Genomic DNA, 17,973 nt, shown 5'->3' with positions numbered 1-17,973 from the left:
GGCATTTCCCCGAAAAGCGTAGTGAATTCAAGGTGAAAAGCGCGGCGGCAGCGTCGGAAGAGTCGGCGTGTGTTTCAGATGTGCAACGCTAAGGCGCCCATGCTGTGCCAGCATTGCATCGGATGAGCTCGGTTCCGCTAGCTGTCCTTGCGGAGACGGCGCCAAAGGGTCGAACGGCTGATACCCAGGGTTTCGGCGGTTTTCGTCATGTCGCCGTTGCAGGCATCCAGGGTTTTGCGGATGTGCGTGATCTCGGCCGCCCGGCCAAGGGAATGAAGGCTGCCCGGCTTGACCGTCTCTGATTGCTGCTGACGCTGATACGGCAAGGCGCCCAGAAATTCGGGGAATAGTGTTTCCATTGACGGCGATAGTCCATCTGCTTGCTCCAGCAAGTCAGCGGACAAAAAAGCACGCTCCACAATATTCTCAAGCTCGCGAATATTGCCGCGCCAGGTGTTCGTGATCAGGTGGGGCATGAGGTGGTCGAGGAGCCCCTCGGCGCAGGCCTGCTTCTCACTGTCGCCTTTGGCCAGCCCGGCAACAATGGCCTTCGCGATAATGGGAATATCCGCCGCGCGGTCGCGCAGGCTGGGCACGGCGATGCGCAATATGTTCAGACGGAAGTAGAGGTCTTCACGAAACCGCCCCTCGGCGATGCCGCTTAAAAGATCGTGGTGGGTTGCCGATATGACCCGGATATTGATTGGGGTGGGTTCCGAAACCCCCAGGCGCAGCACCTCCCGTTCCTGCAGGACGCGGAGCAGGCGGGTTTGCAGGGAGACGGGCATGTCGCCTATCTCGTCCAGAAAAATTGTCCCGGTATGAGCCGCCTCGAACAGCCCGCCCTTGCCGCCTTTTCGGGTGCCCGTAAATGCCCCTTCCTCGTAACCGAAGAGTTCACTTTCCAGCAGGGCTTCCGGGAAAGCTGCGCAGTTGATGGCGACGAAGGGTGCCTGCCGGCGGCTACTGGCGTTGTGGATGCTCTGCGCTATCAGCTCTTTACCGGTTCCGCTTTCGCCTGTGATCAGCACTGTGGAGTCGGTCTGCGCATAGAGCTGCGCGAGATGGATGGCCTGGCGGAACAGCGGCGCTTCGCCCAGCAGCTGGTCGAACTCATAGCGCGCAATGAAATGGCTGGGCCGGGTCTGGGAGCGTATCCGTCGGTCGGCGCGCTGTATCGCGTTGATTTCCTGGCACGCTACGATCAGCCCATCAATCCTGTTATTTTCGAAGATGGGCATGGTATTGGCTGCCAGCTTGCGGGTGCCCACATGGATGAGCTGGTTTTCCTCGCCGGTGCCGGTTTTGAGAACGCGCTGGACGGCCAGTCCCGGCAGGACCAACTGAGCCATCTGGCCGACCACTTCGCTTTCTGAGGCGCCTATAAGCGCCGCCATGCTGGTGTTGATCGACTGAACGCGCCCATCCGGTCGGACCGTCATAACGCCTTCATTCAGGTGCCGCAGGACAGCGCTGATCCGGCTGTTCTTGAGCCGTTCCCGCGCCCGGCTCCGGCAGATGGCCACAGCATCGTCCAGCGTGCGCCGGACTGCGTCCGCATTAATTGCCGAGACACCGACTGCACCGGCTTCTTCCGCGAGCTCTACGGCCGTCGGCGAGCCAATGATGACCTTGTAGCCGGCCTCAACCAGTGCTTTGGTCTTCTGGCGTGCGTCCTCGAACGAGGTATAAACCGCTTCGGATATCTCAACGGTGAGCAGCGACGCCAGCTCTTTGAGCTCTGTATGAGAGCGTTGGTGGCTCAGTATGCCCGCCTTGGTGCCGCGGTCCTTGGCCAGGTTGAGTGCCTTGATCAGGTCGTATTCGCCCATGCGGATGGACAGCACTGTGGTGTTGACGTGCTTGCGCAGAAACTCAGCCGAAGCCCCGGAACAGATAATGATATCGATCTCCCGTTCCCGCTCCAGCCGCTGCACGGTTGGCAGCAGGTCGGCAACGCTGGACTCGACGATCGAAATGTCAGCCTCATCTGCGTATCGCGGCAGAATTTCCTGCAATGTCTGGGCGAGCCGGCTCTGCCCGCCGTTGAACTTGAGGTGGCTTATCAGGGCGACGATTAGCGGTCGGTGGGTATCTGGCTGCATGGGGCCTTCGTGGCAGGGGAGATCGCCAAAGTGTATCAGAACTGACTTCGTCTGTTTCAGTTTTGAAATTCTGCTTAGGGCATTGCCCGGCTTAAGTCTCGATATTGGCCTTCAACGCGCTGTATGCAAAGGAAAAAAGGAGTATTTCGTTCTCGCCTTTGCCGGCTGGCACTGATGTTGCTCCACCCCTGCGAACTTATTCGCCAGTTGAAAGGTACTCCCATGGCAGCAACCGCAGCCGCTACGCAGGACGGCGGCCAGGAGCAGGACTTCAGCCGACTTCGGGTCGCGTTGAGTAACTATCTCTCAGAGCAAACCGGCAGAGCTGGGGTTCAGATACGATCGCTTGAACGTTTGTCCGGTGGCGCGATTCAGGAGAACTGGATGCTCCATGTCGACGTTCCCGCCGGGCAGTGGCAAGGGGCGCGCCGCTGGGTGCTGCGCACAGATTCGCCCACGGCAGTCAACGTAAGTATGTCGCGAGCGGCTGAATACGCGGTGCTCAAGGCGGTCCACGGCGCTGGCGTCCAGGTGCCAAAACCGCTTTGGCTCTGCCGCGACCCCGCCGTCATCGGTCGTGATTTTTTCCTCATGGAAGCGGTCGGTGGCACCGCGGCGGGCCATCGACTGGTCAGGGATGCTTCCCTGGTACCCGACACCGCCAGGCTCTGCCGGGAGTTGGGCGGCAACCTTGCCCGGCTTCACCTGATCCGACCGCCGGTCGATGACCTGAACTTTCTTCCCGCACCTGCGGCTGATCCGGCCCAGGCTACTATTGATGAGTACCGCGGTTTCCTGGATGCACTGGACGACGCGTTCCCGGTAATCGAGTGGGGCTTGCGCTGGCTGCAGATCCATAAGCCCAAGCCAGAGGCCGCGTGTCTGGTGCACCGGGATTTCAGGACCGGCAACTTCATGGTTGATCAAGGTGCGGTATCGGGCATTCTCGACTGGGAGTTCACAGGGTGGGGCGACTGGCGCGAGGATATCGGCTGGTTTACGGCCAAGTGCTGGCGTTTCGGCAACACAGCCAGAGTAGCCGGGGGTATCGGCCATCTGGACGATTTCATGGCGGGTTACGCAGCAGTGATCCCGCGACAGATCTCAGCTGAAGCACTGCGCTACTGGCAGCTTATGGCCCATGTCCGGTGGGCCATTGTCGCGGTACAGCAGGCCGAGCGTCATCTTTCCGGTCGCCAGCACTCGCTGGAGCTGGCCCTGACCGGGCGCATGGTGCCTGAACTGGAGTACGAGATACTCAAACTCACAGGAGACAGTGCATGAACCGTCCTGATGCCCATGAACTGCTCGGTACTGCCCAGACCTTACTCATTGATCAGATTCTGCCCGCTGTTCCCGACAATTTGCGCTACGAGGTACAGATGATAGCCAGCGCCATGGGCATCGCGGCCCGGGAGGCCAAAGACGGGGCCGCGATAGACAGCGCAGAAAAAGCCTCGTTGCTCAGCTTTCTGGCTGACGCCGAGGGCGGCTCTTTAGCCGATTCTCGTGCAGCGCTGGCTGCGGCAATCAGGGCCGGGCGTTTCGACGGGCCCGGGCCAGAGAGGCAACAGCTGGAAAAAGTCCTGCTTGAGAACACCCTGGACGCGCTCAGCATCAGTAATCCCAAAGTCATCACTGCGACGGCAGGGCAACGGTAATGGCGGGCGAAACCGGCCTGCGCCGACGGAGGCTCTATCTGGTCCGCCACGGGCATGTCAGCTACTTCGGTGCTCAGGGGCAGCCACTGGACCCACGCACCGTTCGCCTCTCGGCCGATGGCGAGACCCAGGTGGCGGCGCTACGACAGGTGCTGGCTGATGTCGTCGTGGACCGCGCGGTCAGTTCGGACTACCCTCGGGCGCAGCAGACGCTGGAAATGGTTCTCAGCCAGCCACCGCGCGCCGGTGCGCCTGAGCACCTTGCGGCCCTGCGTGAAGTGAAGGCCGGGCGTCTGCGCGAGATTCCCATTGCAGCGTATGGTGCTGAAGTAAACGGCGCGTACGGCGACGCCCGATTGCCAGACACGCGATTCCTGCGGGGCGAGCCCTGGGATGATTTCAGCGATCGGGTACTGGGATGGTTCCGGGCGTTTCTGGCTGAGCCCAACTGGCAGGACGCGATCGTGGCCAGCCATGACGCAGTCAACCGCATACTCATAGGTTGGCTTCTCAGCGGGGACCGCACAGTGATCGCCTCCCTGGAACAGGATGCGGCATGCCTCAACATTGTAGACGTCGACTGCCGTGCCGACGGTACTGTCGACGCTGCCTTCGTACGCCTGCTCAACTTTACACCCTATAACATAACCAAGAAGGGGGACCGGCTGACTGTGATGGATCGCATTGCCCAGTCGATGCTGGCGATGTGATGCACCACACCCGTGAGTCGGATCTGCTCTCAGTTAACCTGTGGCCGGAAACAGCATGAACTTTGAACTAAGCGACGACGTAAAATCGATGCAATCGCGGGTCCGTCAATTCATCCGGGAAGAGGTCATCCCGATGGAGCGCGACCCCAGGCAGACCTCCCACGGTCCCAGTGAGGCACTCCGCAACGAGCTGGTGGCGCGAGCCCGGCATCACGGATTGCTGACCCCGCATGCCTCGGTGGGCATGGGCGGGATGGAACTGTCCCATGTCGCCAAGGCGGTGATTTTCGAGGAAGCCGGCTACTCCCCGCTTGGGCCCACGGCCATGAACATTCACGCGCCCGACGAAGGCAACATCCATCTGCTCGATATTGTTGCCTCGGACGCGCAAAAGGAACGCTGGTTGCGACCGCTTGCTGCAGGCCAGATAAGGTCCTGTTTCGCCATGACCGAGCCGGCACCCGGCGCCGGTTCAGACCCTTCGATGCTGCAAACGACGGCGGTCAGGGACGGGGATGACTATGTTATCAACGGCCACAAGTGGCTGATAACCGGTGCCGAGGGCGCGGGTTTTGCCATCATCATGGCCCGAACGGAAGATGGCAACGCCACCATGTTTCTCACCGATACTGACCGGCCGGGCTTCATCGTTGAGCGCATGATGGACGCGATGGACTCCTGCTTCACGGGCGGTCATGGCGTTGTCCGCTTTGACAATTTACGCGTTCCCGCCAGCGATGTTCTCGGCGAGGTGGGCAGGGGCTTCCGCTACGCCCAGGTCCGTCTGGCGCCGGCGCGGCTTACCCACTGTATGCGCTGGCTCGGCGCGGCTCAGCGCGCCCATGACGAAGCCTGTCGCTATGCCCGCACACGGGAGTCCTTCGGTAAGCGACTGGGCGATCACCAGGGGGTCGGGTTCATGCTGGCAGACAATGAAATGGACATGCTGACTACCCGGCTCACCATTTATCACTGCGCCTGGGTGCTGGACAGCGGCGGACGTGGCAATGTGGAATCCAGCATGGCCAAGGTGATCAGCTCCGAGGGTATCTGGCGGGTTATCGACCGGTGCGTACAGGTGCTGGGCGGCCAGGGTGTGTCGGGCGAAAGCATTGTTGAGCGGATTTTCAAGGATGCGCGCGGGTTCCGGATCTATGACGGCCCCAACGAAGTGCACCGTATGAGCCTGGCCAGGAAAATCATGGCCCGGGAAGACGAGGGAGCAGGACGGTCATGAACGCGCTAAGCCCCCTGTTTGATCTGGCCGGAAAGTGTATCCTCGTAACCGGCGCCTCCAGTGGCCTGGGCCGGCATTTCGCGAAGATGTTGGCCCAGTCTGGTGCCAGGGTTGCTGTCGCCGCACGGCGGGTAGAGCGGCTAGATGAACTGGTGGCGGATATCCGGCGCAAGGGCGGCGAGGCTGAAGCCATAGCGCTGGACGTCACCGACCGGGCCTCGGTAGTGGCCTGCCTGGAAGAAGTGATAAGGCGCCTGGGCGGTATTGATGTCGTGGTCAACAACGCCGGTGTCAGTGATACCAAGGCAGCGCTCGACTACACCGACGCGGACTGGAATGCGATCCTCCAGACCAATCTCAAAGGCGCCTGGCTCGTCGCTCAGGAGTCGGCCCGCGCAATGGCTGACGCAGGCCGGGGCGGCAGTATTATCAATGTCACTTCGATCCTGGCCAGCCGCCTGGCCGGCGGGGTCGGACCCTACTGTGCAGCCAAGGCAGGGCTGTCCCATCTGACCCGCGCAATGGCTCTGGAACTCGCACGCTACAACATCCGGGTCAACGCGCTCGCGCCCGGCTATGTGATGACAGAGATCAACGAAGCCTTTCTCCGCAGCGACGCCGGAGACCGACTGAAGAAGCGCATCCCCATGCGCCGATTCTGCCAGCCCCAAGATCTGGATGGCGCGCTTGTCCTGCTGGCGTCTGACGCCAGCCAGGCCATGACCGGTGCTGAACTGGTGGTCGATAACGGGCATGCCTGCTCCTCTTTGTGAGCCTGAAGTGCGACGCGCAACCGACCACAAAAGTGCATAATGGCCCGGTTAGGGGTTTCCGGCGTTTCCGGGAGCGTTCAGATTATTACGGGACAGCCGGTCTCCATGATGTGCGTGCTGCCAGTCAGATTATTCACTCTCAAGTGTCAGGAAATTACGAGGCAGAGGGGGTTCCCTCTGACACTGCTGTGCGTGCTCGGGTTGCTTCTTGCACTCTCGCCCTCCTCGTCTTATGCGTCGGAGCCGTCTTCGGTTCTCGGGCCGGACATTCCCTATGGTTTGCTGGCGGAGGATGAACAGGCACTGACCTTCGATGAGGCGGCACGTCGGCTCCAGCGTATTCAGCGCACGCAACGCGACATCTTCGCGGTCGGCTACGTCGACGGCGTCTATTGGTTAGCCTTTCACGTTCCCCAGGCAGCCTTTTCCCAGGGCGAACAATGGCTCCGCCTGGCGCCCACGTACATAGACCATTTACGGGTGTACTATCGGGAAGCGGGTATCGATACGGACTGGCTGATCCGTGAGTTTGGCGATCTCTCACCGATGCCCCGCGGGGACCTGGACTATCGTTTCCCGGTGCTGCGCTTGCCCACGCCCCAGGGTGGCGATGGCTATGAGTTCATCGTCAGGCTGCAGAGTACAAGTGCCACGCTGTTGTATGCCACTCTCTGGGACCCTGGCTCGTTCATGAATGCTGCCAGTCTCAAGGACACGTTCTGGGGGTTCTATTTCGGCCTGGCGGCCATCTCCACTATCCTGGCTCTATACCTGGCGCTGGCATTCGGCGGGCGTCTTTTGTGGTCAATTTTCACCTTTTCGGTGAGTTACCTGGTTGTCGCCTGCATCCAGGGCTACGTTGACTGGTTGCTACCGGTGTGGGGCTTACACCTGCAGCACTACCTGACGAGTGTCTCGGTGCTGTTGGCCTATCCGGCCCTGTTGTGGCTCGCCGCGGAATGCCTCGGTTTGAGGGACCATGTACCCCGTATTTATGCCTGGGTGACTGGCGCGGCTGCCGCATTAAGCTTGTTCATTATCAGCATACCGCTGGGTCTTTTTGGGCATGTCATGACGGTTCAGGCGATCGCCTATTTCTGCACGGCGATAGCGTTGCTGGTGATCGCCGCCTACATTCTCTGGGTTGAGCGGCTCAAGGCAAGCACGCTTCTCATGGCCGCCAGCCCCCTGCTACTCATGGCTGCGAGCGTGCTGGCGTTGTCGTCTGTTTTCGGTCTGATAAATTTCAATGCCGATATCTATCTCCTCTGGCAGTACATGCTGGTGGTTAACATGCTGCTGGTCATGGGCATTGCCAGTTCACGTATTCTCCAGCAGCGGCGGGCACAACAAGAGAGTGAGCAGCTTGCCTATGAACTGGATATCGAGCGGGAAGCGCGTTTCCATCAGCGACAGTTCATGGGCATGGTTTCACACGAGTTCAGGACGCCGCTCGCGATCATGTCGGCGACGCTGCAAAACCTGCGCGGAGGTGGGCTGGAGAAAGACCAACAGGAGGTCCGGTTCCAGAAAATGGAGCGGGCGGTTGACCGCCTGACCCAGCTTACCGACAACTGCCTGGCCGACGCCCGACTGTCGGCCAACGCGCTTTATGTCGAGCGCCAGCCAACGCACCTCTTTGACCTGATTCACTCTGCGGCGGCGATAGTAAGCCTCTCGGACAGACATGAGTTGAAGATTACGATCGACGGGCAGGAGGTCGGGAACTCTGAGGGTGCCGGGCCGGAAATACGGGTAGATCCCGCACTGATGAGAATAGCCCTGGCGAACGTCATGGACAACGCGGTGAAGTATTCAGGGCGTGGTACGGTTGCGGTGGAATGTCGGACCGGGGGTGGCGGTTTCACCCTGTCCGTGTCAGATGACGGGGACGGGGTGCCCCAATCGATGGTTCCCCACATCTTCGAACGGTACCGTCGCACGGTGGCCGGAGCGAGCGGCGGCGAAGGGGTCGGATTGGGTTTGTACGTGGCCCGCCAGATCGTTGAAGCCCATGCCGGGCGCCTGGAACTGGCTGAGAATTCCGAGCGCGGCTGCCGTTTTCTCTTTACCGTACCCTGCCAGGATTGAGCCCGAAGAGTTCACCTACAGTTCAGGTGGCGACGAAGGTCAGTGAGCAGAAGTCTCGCTGGATGTATCAGCAGCACAGAAGAGGAGCCGGATGACTGCCCCAAAGCCTGCAGTGGCTGTTATAGAAGACAGTGAAGACCTGCGAGAGGAGCTGATTTTCTTTCTGGAGCGCAACGGCTATGCGGCCTGGGGCGCTGGCAGCGCGGAGCACTTCTGGAAGCAGTTACATGCGGACAGGGCTGATATTGTGCTGGTGGATATAGGGTTACCGGGGGAAGACGGTCTAGGGGTCATCGAGCACCTCCGGACACTCGACCGCTTCGGGCTGATTGTCATCTCGGCCCGTGGTGCCCAGGAAGACCGTGCCGAAGGGCTCAGGCTGGGGGCGGACCAGTACCTGGTAAAACCGCTCAGTTTTCCCCATCTGCTGTCGTCTATCGAAGCGCTCTGGTACCAGCTTGAGCGGCGGGGGAGCCAGGCTTCTTCTCCTCCCCAGGCTGCAGGAAGCCCTAGCAAATGGGCGCTCGACCATATTGGCTGCCAGCTGATTTCGCCTGCAGGGAAGAGTCTGAGGCTCTCGCAGCAGGAGTTTTCCCTGGTCTCTATTCTTCTGAATGCGCCGGATGTCGTCATGTCGAAAGAGGTGCTGGCGGAAGAAATGTATCGGTTTGCAACAGAGGCCAGTGGACATCGTATTGACGTCATCATGAGCAGACTACGTAAAAAGGCCCGCGATAAACGCCTCAGGCTGCCGATAAACGCCATATTTGGCAAAGGGTTAGTGTTCGTCAGCGGGTCTGGCTGAGTGCTGCGGATGCATTACTGAGTTAGCCAGCGCGCCGAAGCGTTTGTTTTAGCTTACGGAATCCCCGGCTGGACTAGCGCTCAGTTGTGAGTTTTGAGATTTTTGTTAGTGGCCGCAATTAAATACATCACATAGATTTCAGCCTGTGAACTAAATCCCCGCCTTGCGGGAAAACAGGGCTCGAAATTTCCGATGTTCAGCAAAAGCCTATCTGTCGTTTGTGTGACCTCCGCCATCACCGGAAACGCCGTTTCTGTCGAGACTGCCAGGCGTAACCCCGTGGCGGGTGACACTGAACCTCGCGCGAATCATCACTCGGAATTGCCCTGCATCAACCGCCTGATTCGTCGGGTGGAAATGAGCGACGTCATCACTGCAAATCAGAGGCAACACGCATGAACTATAACCACATCGTCCGTCTGGGCAGTGTCTGCGTACTCAGTGCAATCCTGCTCGTCGGCTGCAACGACAGCAGTAGCGGCGGCAGCGTCAGTAGCCCGACAGCGGGTGGCGATTCGAGCGGTGATAGCTCAGGCAGTGGCGAAAACACGCCTGACACGACAGGCCCCTCGGTCGTCCAAACAACGCCAGCAGCGGATGAAACGGGCGTTTCACGCACGATCGCCCTCACCGCCGAATTCGACGAAGACGTCCTGGGCACCAGTGTCAGCAACAGCACTGTGCTGCTGGAGGAAGTGGCCGGCTCAGCCGTGGCCGGCACCGTCACCTTCGACGGCGCCGCCAACATTGCCACGCTGGAGCCTGATGCCCGCCTGACATTGCTCACCGAATACGAGGCCAGCGTAACGACTGAGGTCGCCGACCTGCTTGGCAACCCCATGGCTTCGGCGCACACCTGGCGGTTCACGACTGAGGATGGTGCCTGGGGCGAGGCGCAGTTGCTTGAGATGTCCGACATTGGCCGTGCTGCGGACCCGCAGATTGCGACCTCGGCTGATGGTACTGCGATGGCGGTATGGCGTCAGCATGACGGCACCTACTACAGCATTTACGCTAGCCGCTATGTGGCTGGCAGCGGATGGCAGGCCGTCGAACTATTGGAAACCAGTAATCTCGCCAATGTATTTGGTGCGCAGGTCGCCGTTGATGGTGCTGGTAATGCGCTTGCGGTATGGCAACAAAGCGATGGGAGCACCACCAGCATCTACGCCAATCGCTACACTGCGGACAGCGGCTGGCAGGGCGCTGAGCTGATCGAGACCGGAAGCACTACTGCGGAGCACCCGCAAATTGCCTTCGGCGCGGATGGCAGCGCGATGGCGGTGTGGCGCCAGGATGACGGTAGTCGCCGAGTTATTCATGCTAACCGCTACGTGGCTGGCAGCGGCTGGCAGGGCGATGAGCCGATAGAGACCAACGGGAACCATGCAAGCGTCCCTCAGGTCGCGGTGGACATCGATGGGAACGCACTAGCCGTATGGGCACAGTGGGACGGCTCCCGCAACAACATCTACGCGAATCGCTATGTAGCTGGCAACGGCTGGCAGGTTTCCCAGCTGATTGAGACCGGCAACGGTGCAGCGAACGATCCACAGATCGCGTTTGACAATGACGGTAACGCACTAGCGGTATGGGTCCAGAATGACGGCACCTACGACAACGTTCATTTCAATCGCTACGTGGCCGGCACAGGCTGGCAGACTGACGAGCCCATAGAGGCCGGAAACGCAGGCAATGCGTCCTTCCCGCAGATCGCTATCGATGATGCTGGCAATGCGCTGGCGGTGTGGCATAAGCGGGACGGCGTGCAAAGCGACATCGTTGCCAGCCTTTATGTCGCCGGCGGCTGGCAGGGGGCAGAGCCCATCGAGACCGGCAATGGCGGGGCCATCAGTCCGCAGGTTGCGTTCGACTCCAAGGGCAATGCGCTGGCCGTGTGGCAGCAGAACGCCGGCGTTACCGATCACATCTATGCAAATCGCTACGTGGCAGGCGCTGGCTGGCAGGTTGCCGAGCTCATCGAAACAGATGATGCCGGCGCTGCGAGCAGCCCCCAGATCGCCATCGGGATGGACGGCAGCGCCCTCGCCGTGTGGCATCAGCATGATGGCGCCCGCACCAATATTTACGTCAATCAACTGAAGTAACGCACAGTCATCATACTGAACTGTTAGCGTTGTATTTGGGTAAACCGGAGTTAGAGGTACTGCATGGTGGGAATACAGCTCGCATGCGGCCACTGAATTGGCTGCTGCGCTACTGCGTGGAGGGCTAGCAAGCAGGTGGCGAGCTCCGGTTATAGTCCTTGTGCAGCTGTAAGGATGCGCATATGACCGCCTGGGGAACGTTTTTCTGCTTTCTCTTACTGTGGGTAGGCAGTCCTTCAGCCCATGCATTGCAGGCAGTCGTCGATGTAAAGCCGCAGATAGTTGAGTTAACCGATTTCCCGATTGAGTATTTTATCGACCCGTCACAATCGCTGGATTATGAAGCCGTCCGTAGACAGTCTTTTGAGACGACCACCAGCACCACCTCCCTCGGCACCCAGGCGCCGGTGACCTGGTACCGGGTCGCCTTACACAATCCCGGCACCGCCGTCAGGCGGCTTTTTCTGCACCTACCCAAGGCCTACCACGTGCGTTCGGTCTCGGTCTTCGAGGAACGCAATGGAAAGCTCATCGATCAGGCTTCTGTAAACCTTGATGAAGCCAGCGACCATCCCCTCATATACCAGGGCAAAGTCGTTTACCCCTTCACAATTCCAGCGGAGGAAACCACGTTCCTTTACGTGCGCAGCAATGCGTATACGCACCAATGGTTCTCACTGAAGATCTACGGCGACGAACAGTCTCGACGTGCGCTCGCCGGCGGCCAACTGGACATCGCGCTGCTGGTGGGAATGATGCTGGCATTGGTGTTCTACAACGGGCTTCTTTACTTCGCCACCAGCAAAAAAGAGAACATTTTCTATTCCCTCTATCTGATCTCCGGCCTGGTGTGGATCGCGCTCTCGTACGGGCTGATCGCCAGCGCATTCAATGCCTATGGCGACGCGGTCTTTGTACTGAACCTGTCGTTGATCGCCATGCCCATCTTCCTGACTCTGTTCATGATGGCGATCTTTGAAACGCGGAAGTTCTACCGAACGGAACACCGCGTACTGCAGGGGATGCTGGCCCTACTGGTGGCGACGTTCCTGTATGGGCTGTTCGACATCGCGGCCGCCCTGAAACCCGCCAGCAGTCTTGCGGCACTGATGATGGTGGTGACCTTATCAGTCAGCATCTCGCTGTTTCGCAAGGGCAACCCCCTGGTGAAGTTCTTTCTGGTCGGCCACACCTTTTTTGTCATTTTTAATGGATTGGCTGTGGCCTACTACAAAGGTCTGGTAGAGCCGAGCTATATCAACAGCCACGGTGTGGGCATTGGCATCGTCCTGGAGGCCCTGACGCTGGCCTTCATCATCTCCTACCGCATCAAGGTGCTGGAGGACATCCGCTCCAGGCAGGGTGAGCTCAAGCGTCAGGCCGCAACTGACCCGCTTACCCGGCTCTACAACCGCCGGCACTTCATGGTGGAAGGCGAGTATATGGTTGAGCAGGCCAGGGCAGCTGGAAGGCCACTCTCGGTCATCGCGGTCGATATCGACCATTTCAAAGCCGTCAACGATACCCACGGCCACGGCGTGGGTGATCGCGTGCTGACGAATGTAGCTGACATTTTCCGGCAGTTCAGCCGGGATCAGGACCTGGTCGCCCGCTTCGGCGGCGAAGAATTCGTCGTCCTCCTGCCCGGGGCGGATCATGCTGAGGCGTACGGTTGCGCAGAGCGTATTCGCAAGGCGGTTGAAGCACATACCTTAGAAGGCGATGGCGGAGTGCCCATCCGGGTAACGGTCAGTCTGGGGCTTACGGAAGTGAATGGCGTTGCGGAATCGTTGGAGAATGCTGTGCATAGAGCTGATAAGGCGTTGTATGAGGCGAAAACTTCGGGCCGGAATCGGGTTTGTTTTTCTGGGGGTGCTGGGGGTTGAGTTGGGTTGGGGGTGATCAGTTAGTTACATTTTTTCGGCTCACCCTAGTCGGCAATCGTGGCTACAGTCTGCCATTACCCGGAAGACCAGAGACTGAGCACTATTCTAATTAAAAGTTACGGCTCCGATGAGCAGAGCGAGCCCTATACCTTAGCTACCCCTGTGAGCGCGGACTCGTGAACACAGTCCTCATCTAGCAATGTAGGGCTCGGGCTTTTTTGGACGTCACCTGGCTTGGGACGGTGAGACAGAAGAGGTCTCCGGAGCAATTTTTTTTAAATCGCCTCTATACTTACGCAATCGCTCGCAGCCCTATATCTTTTAAAACCAACGGAAAACTAGGGACGGCAGGTGGTGCGCGGGTCCCACCGATTGTGGGGTACGGGCATGACTTGAATCTGATAAACAGCCATAACCTGACGGCTGACGATCTCGAAGAAGGCTGGGATGTGCTCAACTCCCTGGCAAATTACAGATGCTGTGCCCGCTTAGCAAAGGCCCTGCGGCGTGGAAAGCATTAACCAATAGGTTGCCCTAAAGCTGAGAACGGCTAAGCTGAAAACAGAAACCGAAGGCTGGGGCGCGGGTCCCTGCTTAATTAGAGGCGATGAATACAGCCTGGGTCTGATTAATAGCAATGTTGGGAATAACCTGAAGCTGGCGTGGGCAGGATGGAACATGATGAGTCTAAGGACAGTTGAAGATGAAGTTCCCAGCTGACGGCGGTATAGACGGAGTTCGGGGGATTTTCTTTAGTTGATTCCAGCAGCTTAAGGCTGTGTATGCAATGAGGATGTCCAAATTGCAGGGGTCTAAGTTAATCCATTACTGCCGTGTTTTGGGAGAACGGCTGAGCCGGAAAAAGATCCGAGAGTCGTTGTTACATACAGGGATGTCTGGAAGCTAACATTGTTTACTGTTGTTTAGATATGTTTTATTCCGGAAGATGGCTCGTTGGCATGCTAAGCCTCTTAAAGGCGCTCTCACACGAGCTGGAATCGCGTTTGCCAACCGGCTTTGCGCGAATTAGAACTAACGGCCTCTACCCGTTTTACATAGCCGCTTGCTAGGCGAGCCGCAAAATCCGATTTAATTCGTCTAGGTCTGCAACCAGGCCAGAAAGGAGCAATGCTTGATCTCGGAAATAATAAAAGGTTACTCATTCGGAGAACTCGCTGCAATGATCGGCAGCGATGTCGTCATCGAGTATGAGCAACTTATTGGCCGGAATATCGAGAAGGATGATTTGGTCAAAGCCGTTCAGGCCCAGTTCGGTTTCGATCTTATCTCGCAAGACGAAGAGCGAATAAAACTGATCGAGAGAATGAGCGAAGATAATGTGAGGGACCTCGTAAAGCAGCTCATCCCAGACCATGAATATGAGCCCTGGCAAGACACGCGCATAAATATTTTTAATGTTCTTATAAGACTGGCTAATAGGTGGCCAAATCGGTTTATTTCCCTGCTGGGCTTCGAAGACCAAACTCTAGATCAAGAAGAAGGCTCATCCGTGAGGGGGATAATAAATATCACACCTTTATACCCTACCTACCCATACCAGAAAGAAATAGTTAGAAAGGCAAACTGCCTGATCAATAGTAAAAAGCATTTTCGATGTTTGATCCATTTGCCGACCGGGGCGGGCAAGACTAGGACAGCAATGAACATAGCGGCTGACCATCTTAGGGCAAACGTAGATGGGTTGGTATTATGGCTCGCTGATACCTCTGAACTATGTGAACAAGCGGCGAATGAGTTTACTAAAGCATGGACAAAACTTGGCGACAGGCAGCTGAAGCTGTATTCCTACTATTCCGACACGAATATCTCGCTTGGCGGTGTGGAAGAAGGGTTTTTGGTAGCGGGACTGCAAAAACTAAATGCTGCATCAGGAAGCAAAGACTATAAAATCCTTTATGATCAACTACGAAAGCACGTAACGCTAATAGTCTTCGACGAGGCGCATAAAGCGATCGCGCCGACCTATTCAAAAATCGTTAATGACATGGTCGGAGTAGAAAACGAGGCCTTTTTCATAGGGTTAAGCGCTACCCCCGGGCGTAAGCTAGACTTTAATTCGGACGAAGATGAGAGGTTAACCGAGTTCTTCCATGGGAATAAAGTAACCATGAAAATGCCAGGTTACGAATCTCCTATCACATACCTGGTAAGGCACCAGTACTTAGCTAAAGCCTCGTTTGTCAACATAGAATATTCTGGAAATAAAATAAGGCTTGCCAATGACCTTGCCGACCAAAAACGCAGCCGGGAAATCAGAGATGCACTGTCAGAAGACGGAAATAGGAATCTAAGGCTAATTGAAGTGCTCAGTGACGAGTATAAAAAGGGGAGTTCAGTAATAGTCTTTGCGTGTAATATCGACCATTCAAGAAAGCTTGCGGCAATGCTTGCGTTTAGCGGTATTAAAGCTTATTCCCTAGACAGCAGAAATGATACTAGCGAAACTCGAAGACGCAAGATTAAGGAGTACCTTACTGGCAGGGTAAAGGTTTTGGTGAACTTTAATATTCTCACAGCAGGCTTCGATGCCCCAAACACAAACGTTGTAGTAATCGCAAGGCCGACCGATTCTCTGGTGCAATACTCTCAGATGGCCGGAAGGGCAATGCGCGGCGTGAAGAGTGGGGGTAACGAAAACTGCACGGTTTACACTGTGAGGGATGATATACCGGCGTTCCGAAGCGTAGTGCAAGCGTTTATGCATTGGGACAACTTATGGTCAGAGGTGTAAAGGCAAGAGGAATAGTATGAGTAGACCATTCATTAGAGGGCAAGTAGCTATTGACTCAATGCGGGACAATGGATTTTTGAGTGCGGCTCATGCTCTGGCTGAGCTCATAGATAACAGTATTCAAGCAGAAGCTGATAGGGTAGAGCTAGTTGCGTTTGAAGTAAAAAAGGAAGCAAGCGGCGATGGGAGGAGAGCCACTAAAAGAATTGATAAAATTGGGGTTCTTGATAATGGCAAAGGGATGACGCCGGAAACGCTACACTTGGCTCTTGAGTTTGGAGCTTCAGAAAACCGTAATGATAGGCTCGGTATCGGTAAATTCGGCATGGGGCTCCCGAACTCATCAATTTCTCAATGTAAACATGTTGAGGTCTGGAGTTGGAAAAGTCCAAGTGAAACCTATTACACTTATTTGGACATCGATGAGATTAAAGACGGGCAATTGGAGCAAATACCCGAGCCGATAAAAAAGGAAATTCCAGCTTCAATAGCTAGTGCATTTGGCGAAACGTTACCCAAGAGTGGAACGTTTGTGCTTTGGAGTAAGATCGACAGATGCCAATGGAAGACTGGAAGCTCCATTTATAGGCATACGCAGGACATAGTTGGAAGGGCTTATCGAAACTTTCTGAAGAAGGATAAAGTCTCAATCTGGTTCCGGGCGGCTGAATTGCAGGGCTCGATACACGTGGTCGGAGAGGAACATAAGTTTCTTCCAAATGACCCAATGTATTTGATGAAGAATACTTCTCTCCCCGAGCTCCCTGGCGAATTTAAGGGGGAGTCAATGTTTGAGCTATGCAGTGACTGCGACTACGAATTCAAAGTGCCCGATGAGAACGGCACAGAGCAACTAGTTCGGATTACCGGTAGTGTGTTGAAAAGGTCGGTGCTTGAGGAAATAAGGAAAACGACGAGAAGTACTATCGGCCATACTGAGTGGGGTAAGCATTGCGCAAAGAATATAGGAATATCGGTCATGAGGTCAGGGCGCGAATTGGCGTTAGTTCCTGAGTTCATTAAATCTGAAGCAAAGGATAAGGGGTGGGCAAGATTCTACGGGATCCAGATCGAATTCGGTCCCGCGCTCGATAATATTTTTGGAGTTACCAACAACAAACAACATGTTGTGAACCTCAGAATGATGAGGCCTTCGGAGGACTATGAAAGAGAAGGTTTTGACTCTGAGCAAGAATACAGGTCTGACCTTTTGGCTAACAACGATCCAAAGCTCCGTATCTATGAGATTGTCAGTCATATTAAAGAGGTGGAGAGCAATCTTATCAGCCGGGTTGGCCTTTACGATTTGAGAGGCAAGGCAGCTAGCGAGAAGGCTATAACAGGCGATTCTGATGTTGACATAAAACCTGTAAATGAGGCCGCGAACGAAAAATATAAAAAGCGGGAGCAACTCCATCCGACAGAGGCTCCGTCTATCTCAAAAGAGGAGTTGGAAAATGAACTCTCGGGTATTGGTGCGGACAATGTAGAGGAAAAAGCACGAACTATACTAGATAAACAGCTCCAGGTGTGGGTCGAGGAGATCCCTATGGCCACAACAGCTTTCTTTGACGTATCGACAAAGAAGGGTTTTACATTATTACAAATAAACTCTAAGCATGTCTTCAATACAAAGATTCTCAGCCAAGTTTCCGATAGTCAAAGGGAAGCTTTAGAAATTTGTCTGGCTGGATGGGCAAGAATGGAACGTGAGTGTTCAAGTGAAAAACGTTTAGCTCAATTAGAGATGGCGCGGAGAGATTGGGGGCAGCTTCTGGATGATTACCTTGAGGTAGATGATGAGAGCTGAGAATATCATCTTAGATCCTAGAGGATACACAATTG

General features: G+C 56.3%; 12 protein-coding genes. 11 read left to right on the top strand and 1 reads right to left on the bottom strand.

Annotated elements, in window-relative coordinates; all coding sequences use genetic code 11:
* Positions 1 to 137: 137 nt before the first annotated feature.
* Positions 138 to 2,105: a sigma 54-interacting transcriptional regulator gene (locus soil367_RS16910; protein ID WP_136550204.1), complete on the bottom strand. Its 1,968-nt coding sequence runs from the start codon at positions 2,103 to 2,105 to the stop codon at positions 138 to 140.
* Positions 2,106 to 2,327: 222 nt separating this feature from the next.
* Between soil367_RS16910 and soil367_RS16905 the strand changes: the two genes are divergently transcribed.
* The 11 genes from soil367_RS16905 to soil367_RS16855 all read left to right on the top strand — a co-directional run bounded on the left by soil367_RS16905 (position 2,328) and on the right by soil367_RS16855 (position 17,938).
* Positions 2,328 to 3,389 carry a phosphotransferase family protein gene (locus tag soil367_RS16905; protein ID WP_136550203.1) on the top strand — a complete coding sequence of 354 codons (1,062 nt, stop codon included), beginning with the start codon at positions 2,328 to 2,330 and terminating at the stop codon, positions 3,387 to 3,389.
* Positions 3,386 to 3,766 carry a DUF6285 domain-containing protein gene (locus soil367_RS16900; RefSeq protein WP_136550202.1) on the top strand — a complete coding sequence of 127 codons (381 nt, stop codon included), beginning with the start codon at positions 3,386 to 3,388 and terminating at the stop codon, positions 3,764 to 3,766. The genes soil367_RS16905 and soil367_RS16900 overlap by 4 nt, the downstream gene beginning before the upstream one ends.
* Complete coding sequence (locus soil367_RS16895) at positions 3,766 to 4,476, top strand: histidine phosphatase family protein (RefSeq protein ID WP_136550201.1); 711 nt, start codon at positions 3,766 to 3,768, stop codon at positions 4,474 to 4,476. Before soil367_RS16900 ends, soil367_RS16895 begins: the two co-directional genes overlap by 1 nt.
* A gap of 55 nt (positions 4,477 to 4,531) precedes the next feature.
* A complete protein-coding gene (locus soil367_RS16890) occupies positions 4,532 to 5,713 on the top strand; it encodes an acyl-CoA dehydrogenase family protein (protein ID WP_136550200.1) in 1,182 nt (393 codons plus the stop codon).
* Entirely contained in the window at positions 5,710 to 6,486 is a 777-nt protein-coding gene (locus soil367_RS16885) for an SDR family NAD(P)-dependent oxidoreductase (protein ID WP_136550199.1), read from the top strand. Before soil367_RS16890 ends, soil367_RS16885 begins: the two co-directional genes overlap by 4 nt.
* Positions 6,487 to 6,525: 39 nt before the next feature.
* Positions 6,526 to 8,577: a sensor histidine kinase gene (locus soil367_RS16880; protein WP_136550198.1), complete on the top strand. Its 2,052-nt coding sequence runs from the start codon at positions 6,526 to 6,528 to the stop codon at positions 8,575 to 8,577.
* 91 nt (positions 8,578 to 8,668) lie between these two features.
* Entirely contained in the window at positions 8,669 to 9,382 is a 714-nt protein-coding gene (locus tag soil367_RS16875; protein ID WP_136550197.1) for a response regulator transcription factor, read from the top strand.
* A 395-nt stretch (positions 9,383 to 9,777) separates the two neighbouring features.
* On the top strand, positions 9,778 to 11,490 hold the full coding sequence (locus soil367_RS16870) for an Ig-like domain-containing domain (RefSeq protein WP_136550196.1): 1,713 nt from the start codon (positions 9,778 to 9,780) through the stop codon (positions 11,488 to 11,490).
* Positions 11,491 to 11,672: 182 nt separating this feature from the next.
* Entirely contained in the window at positions 11,673 to 13,376 is a 1,704-nt protein-coding gene (locus soil367_RS16865) for a sensor domain-containing diguanylate cyclase (protein WP_136550195.1), read from the top strand.
* A gap of 1,132 nt (positions 13,377 to 14,508) precedes the next feature.
* The gene (locus soil367_RS16860) at positions 14,509 to 16,128 is read left to right on the top strand and encodes a DEAD/DEAH box helicase (RefSeq protein WP_136550194.1); all 1,620 of its coding nucleotides are present in this window, start codon (positions 14,509 to 14,511) and stop codon (positions 16,126 to 16,128) included.
* Positions 16,129 to 16,144: 16 nt separating this feature from the next.
* The gene (locus tag soil367_RS16855; protein WP_136550193.1) at positions 16,145 to 17,938 is read left to right on the top strand and encodes an ATP-binding protein; all 1,794 of its coding nucleotides are present in this window, start codon (positions 16,145 to 16,147) and stop codon (positions 17,936 to 17,938) included.
* The last annotated feature ends 35 nt before the right edge of the window (positions 17,939 to 17,973 follow it).

It is taken from the genome of Hydrocarboniclastica marina (assembly GCF_004851605.1).
Lineage (GTDB): Bacteria > Pseudomonadota > Gammaproteobacteria > Pseudomonadales > Oleiphilaceae > Hydrocarboniclastica > Hydrocarboniclastica marina.
Note: the sequence above shows the minus strand (reverse complement) of the source record. Positions and strands in the feature narration are given on the sequence as shown.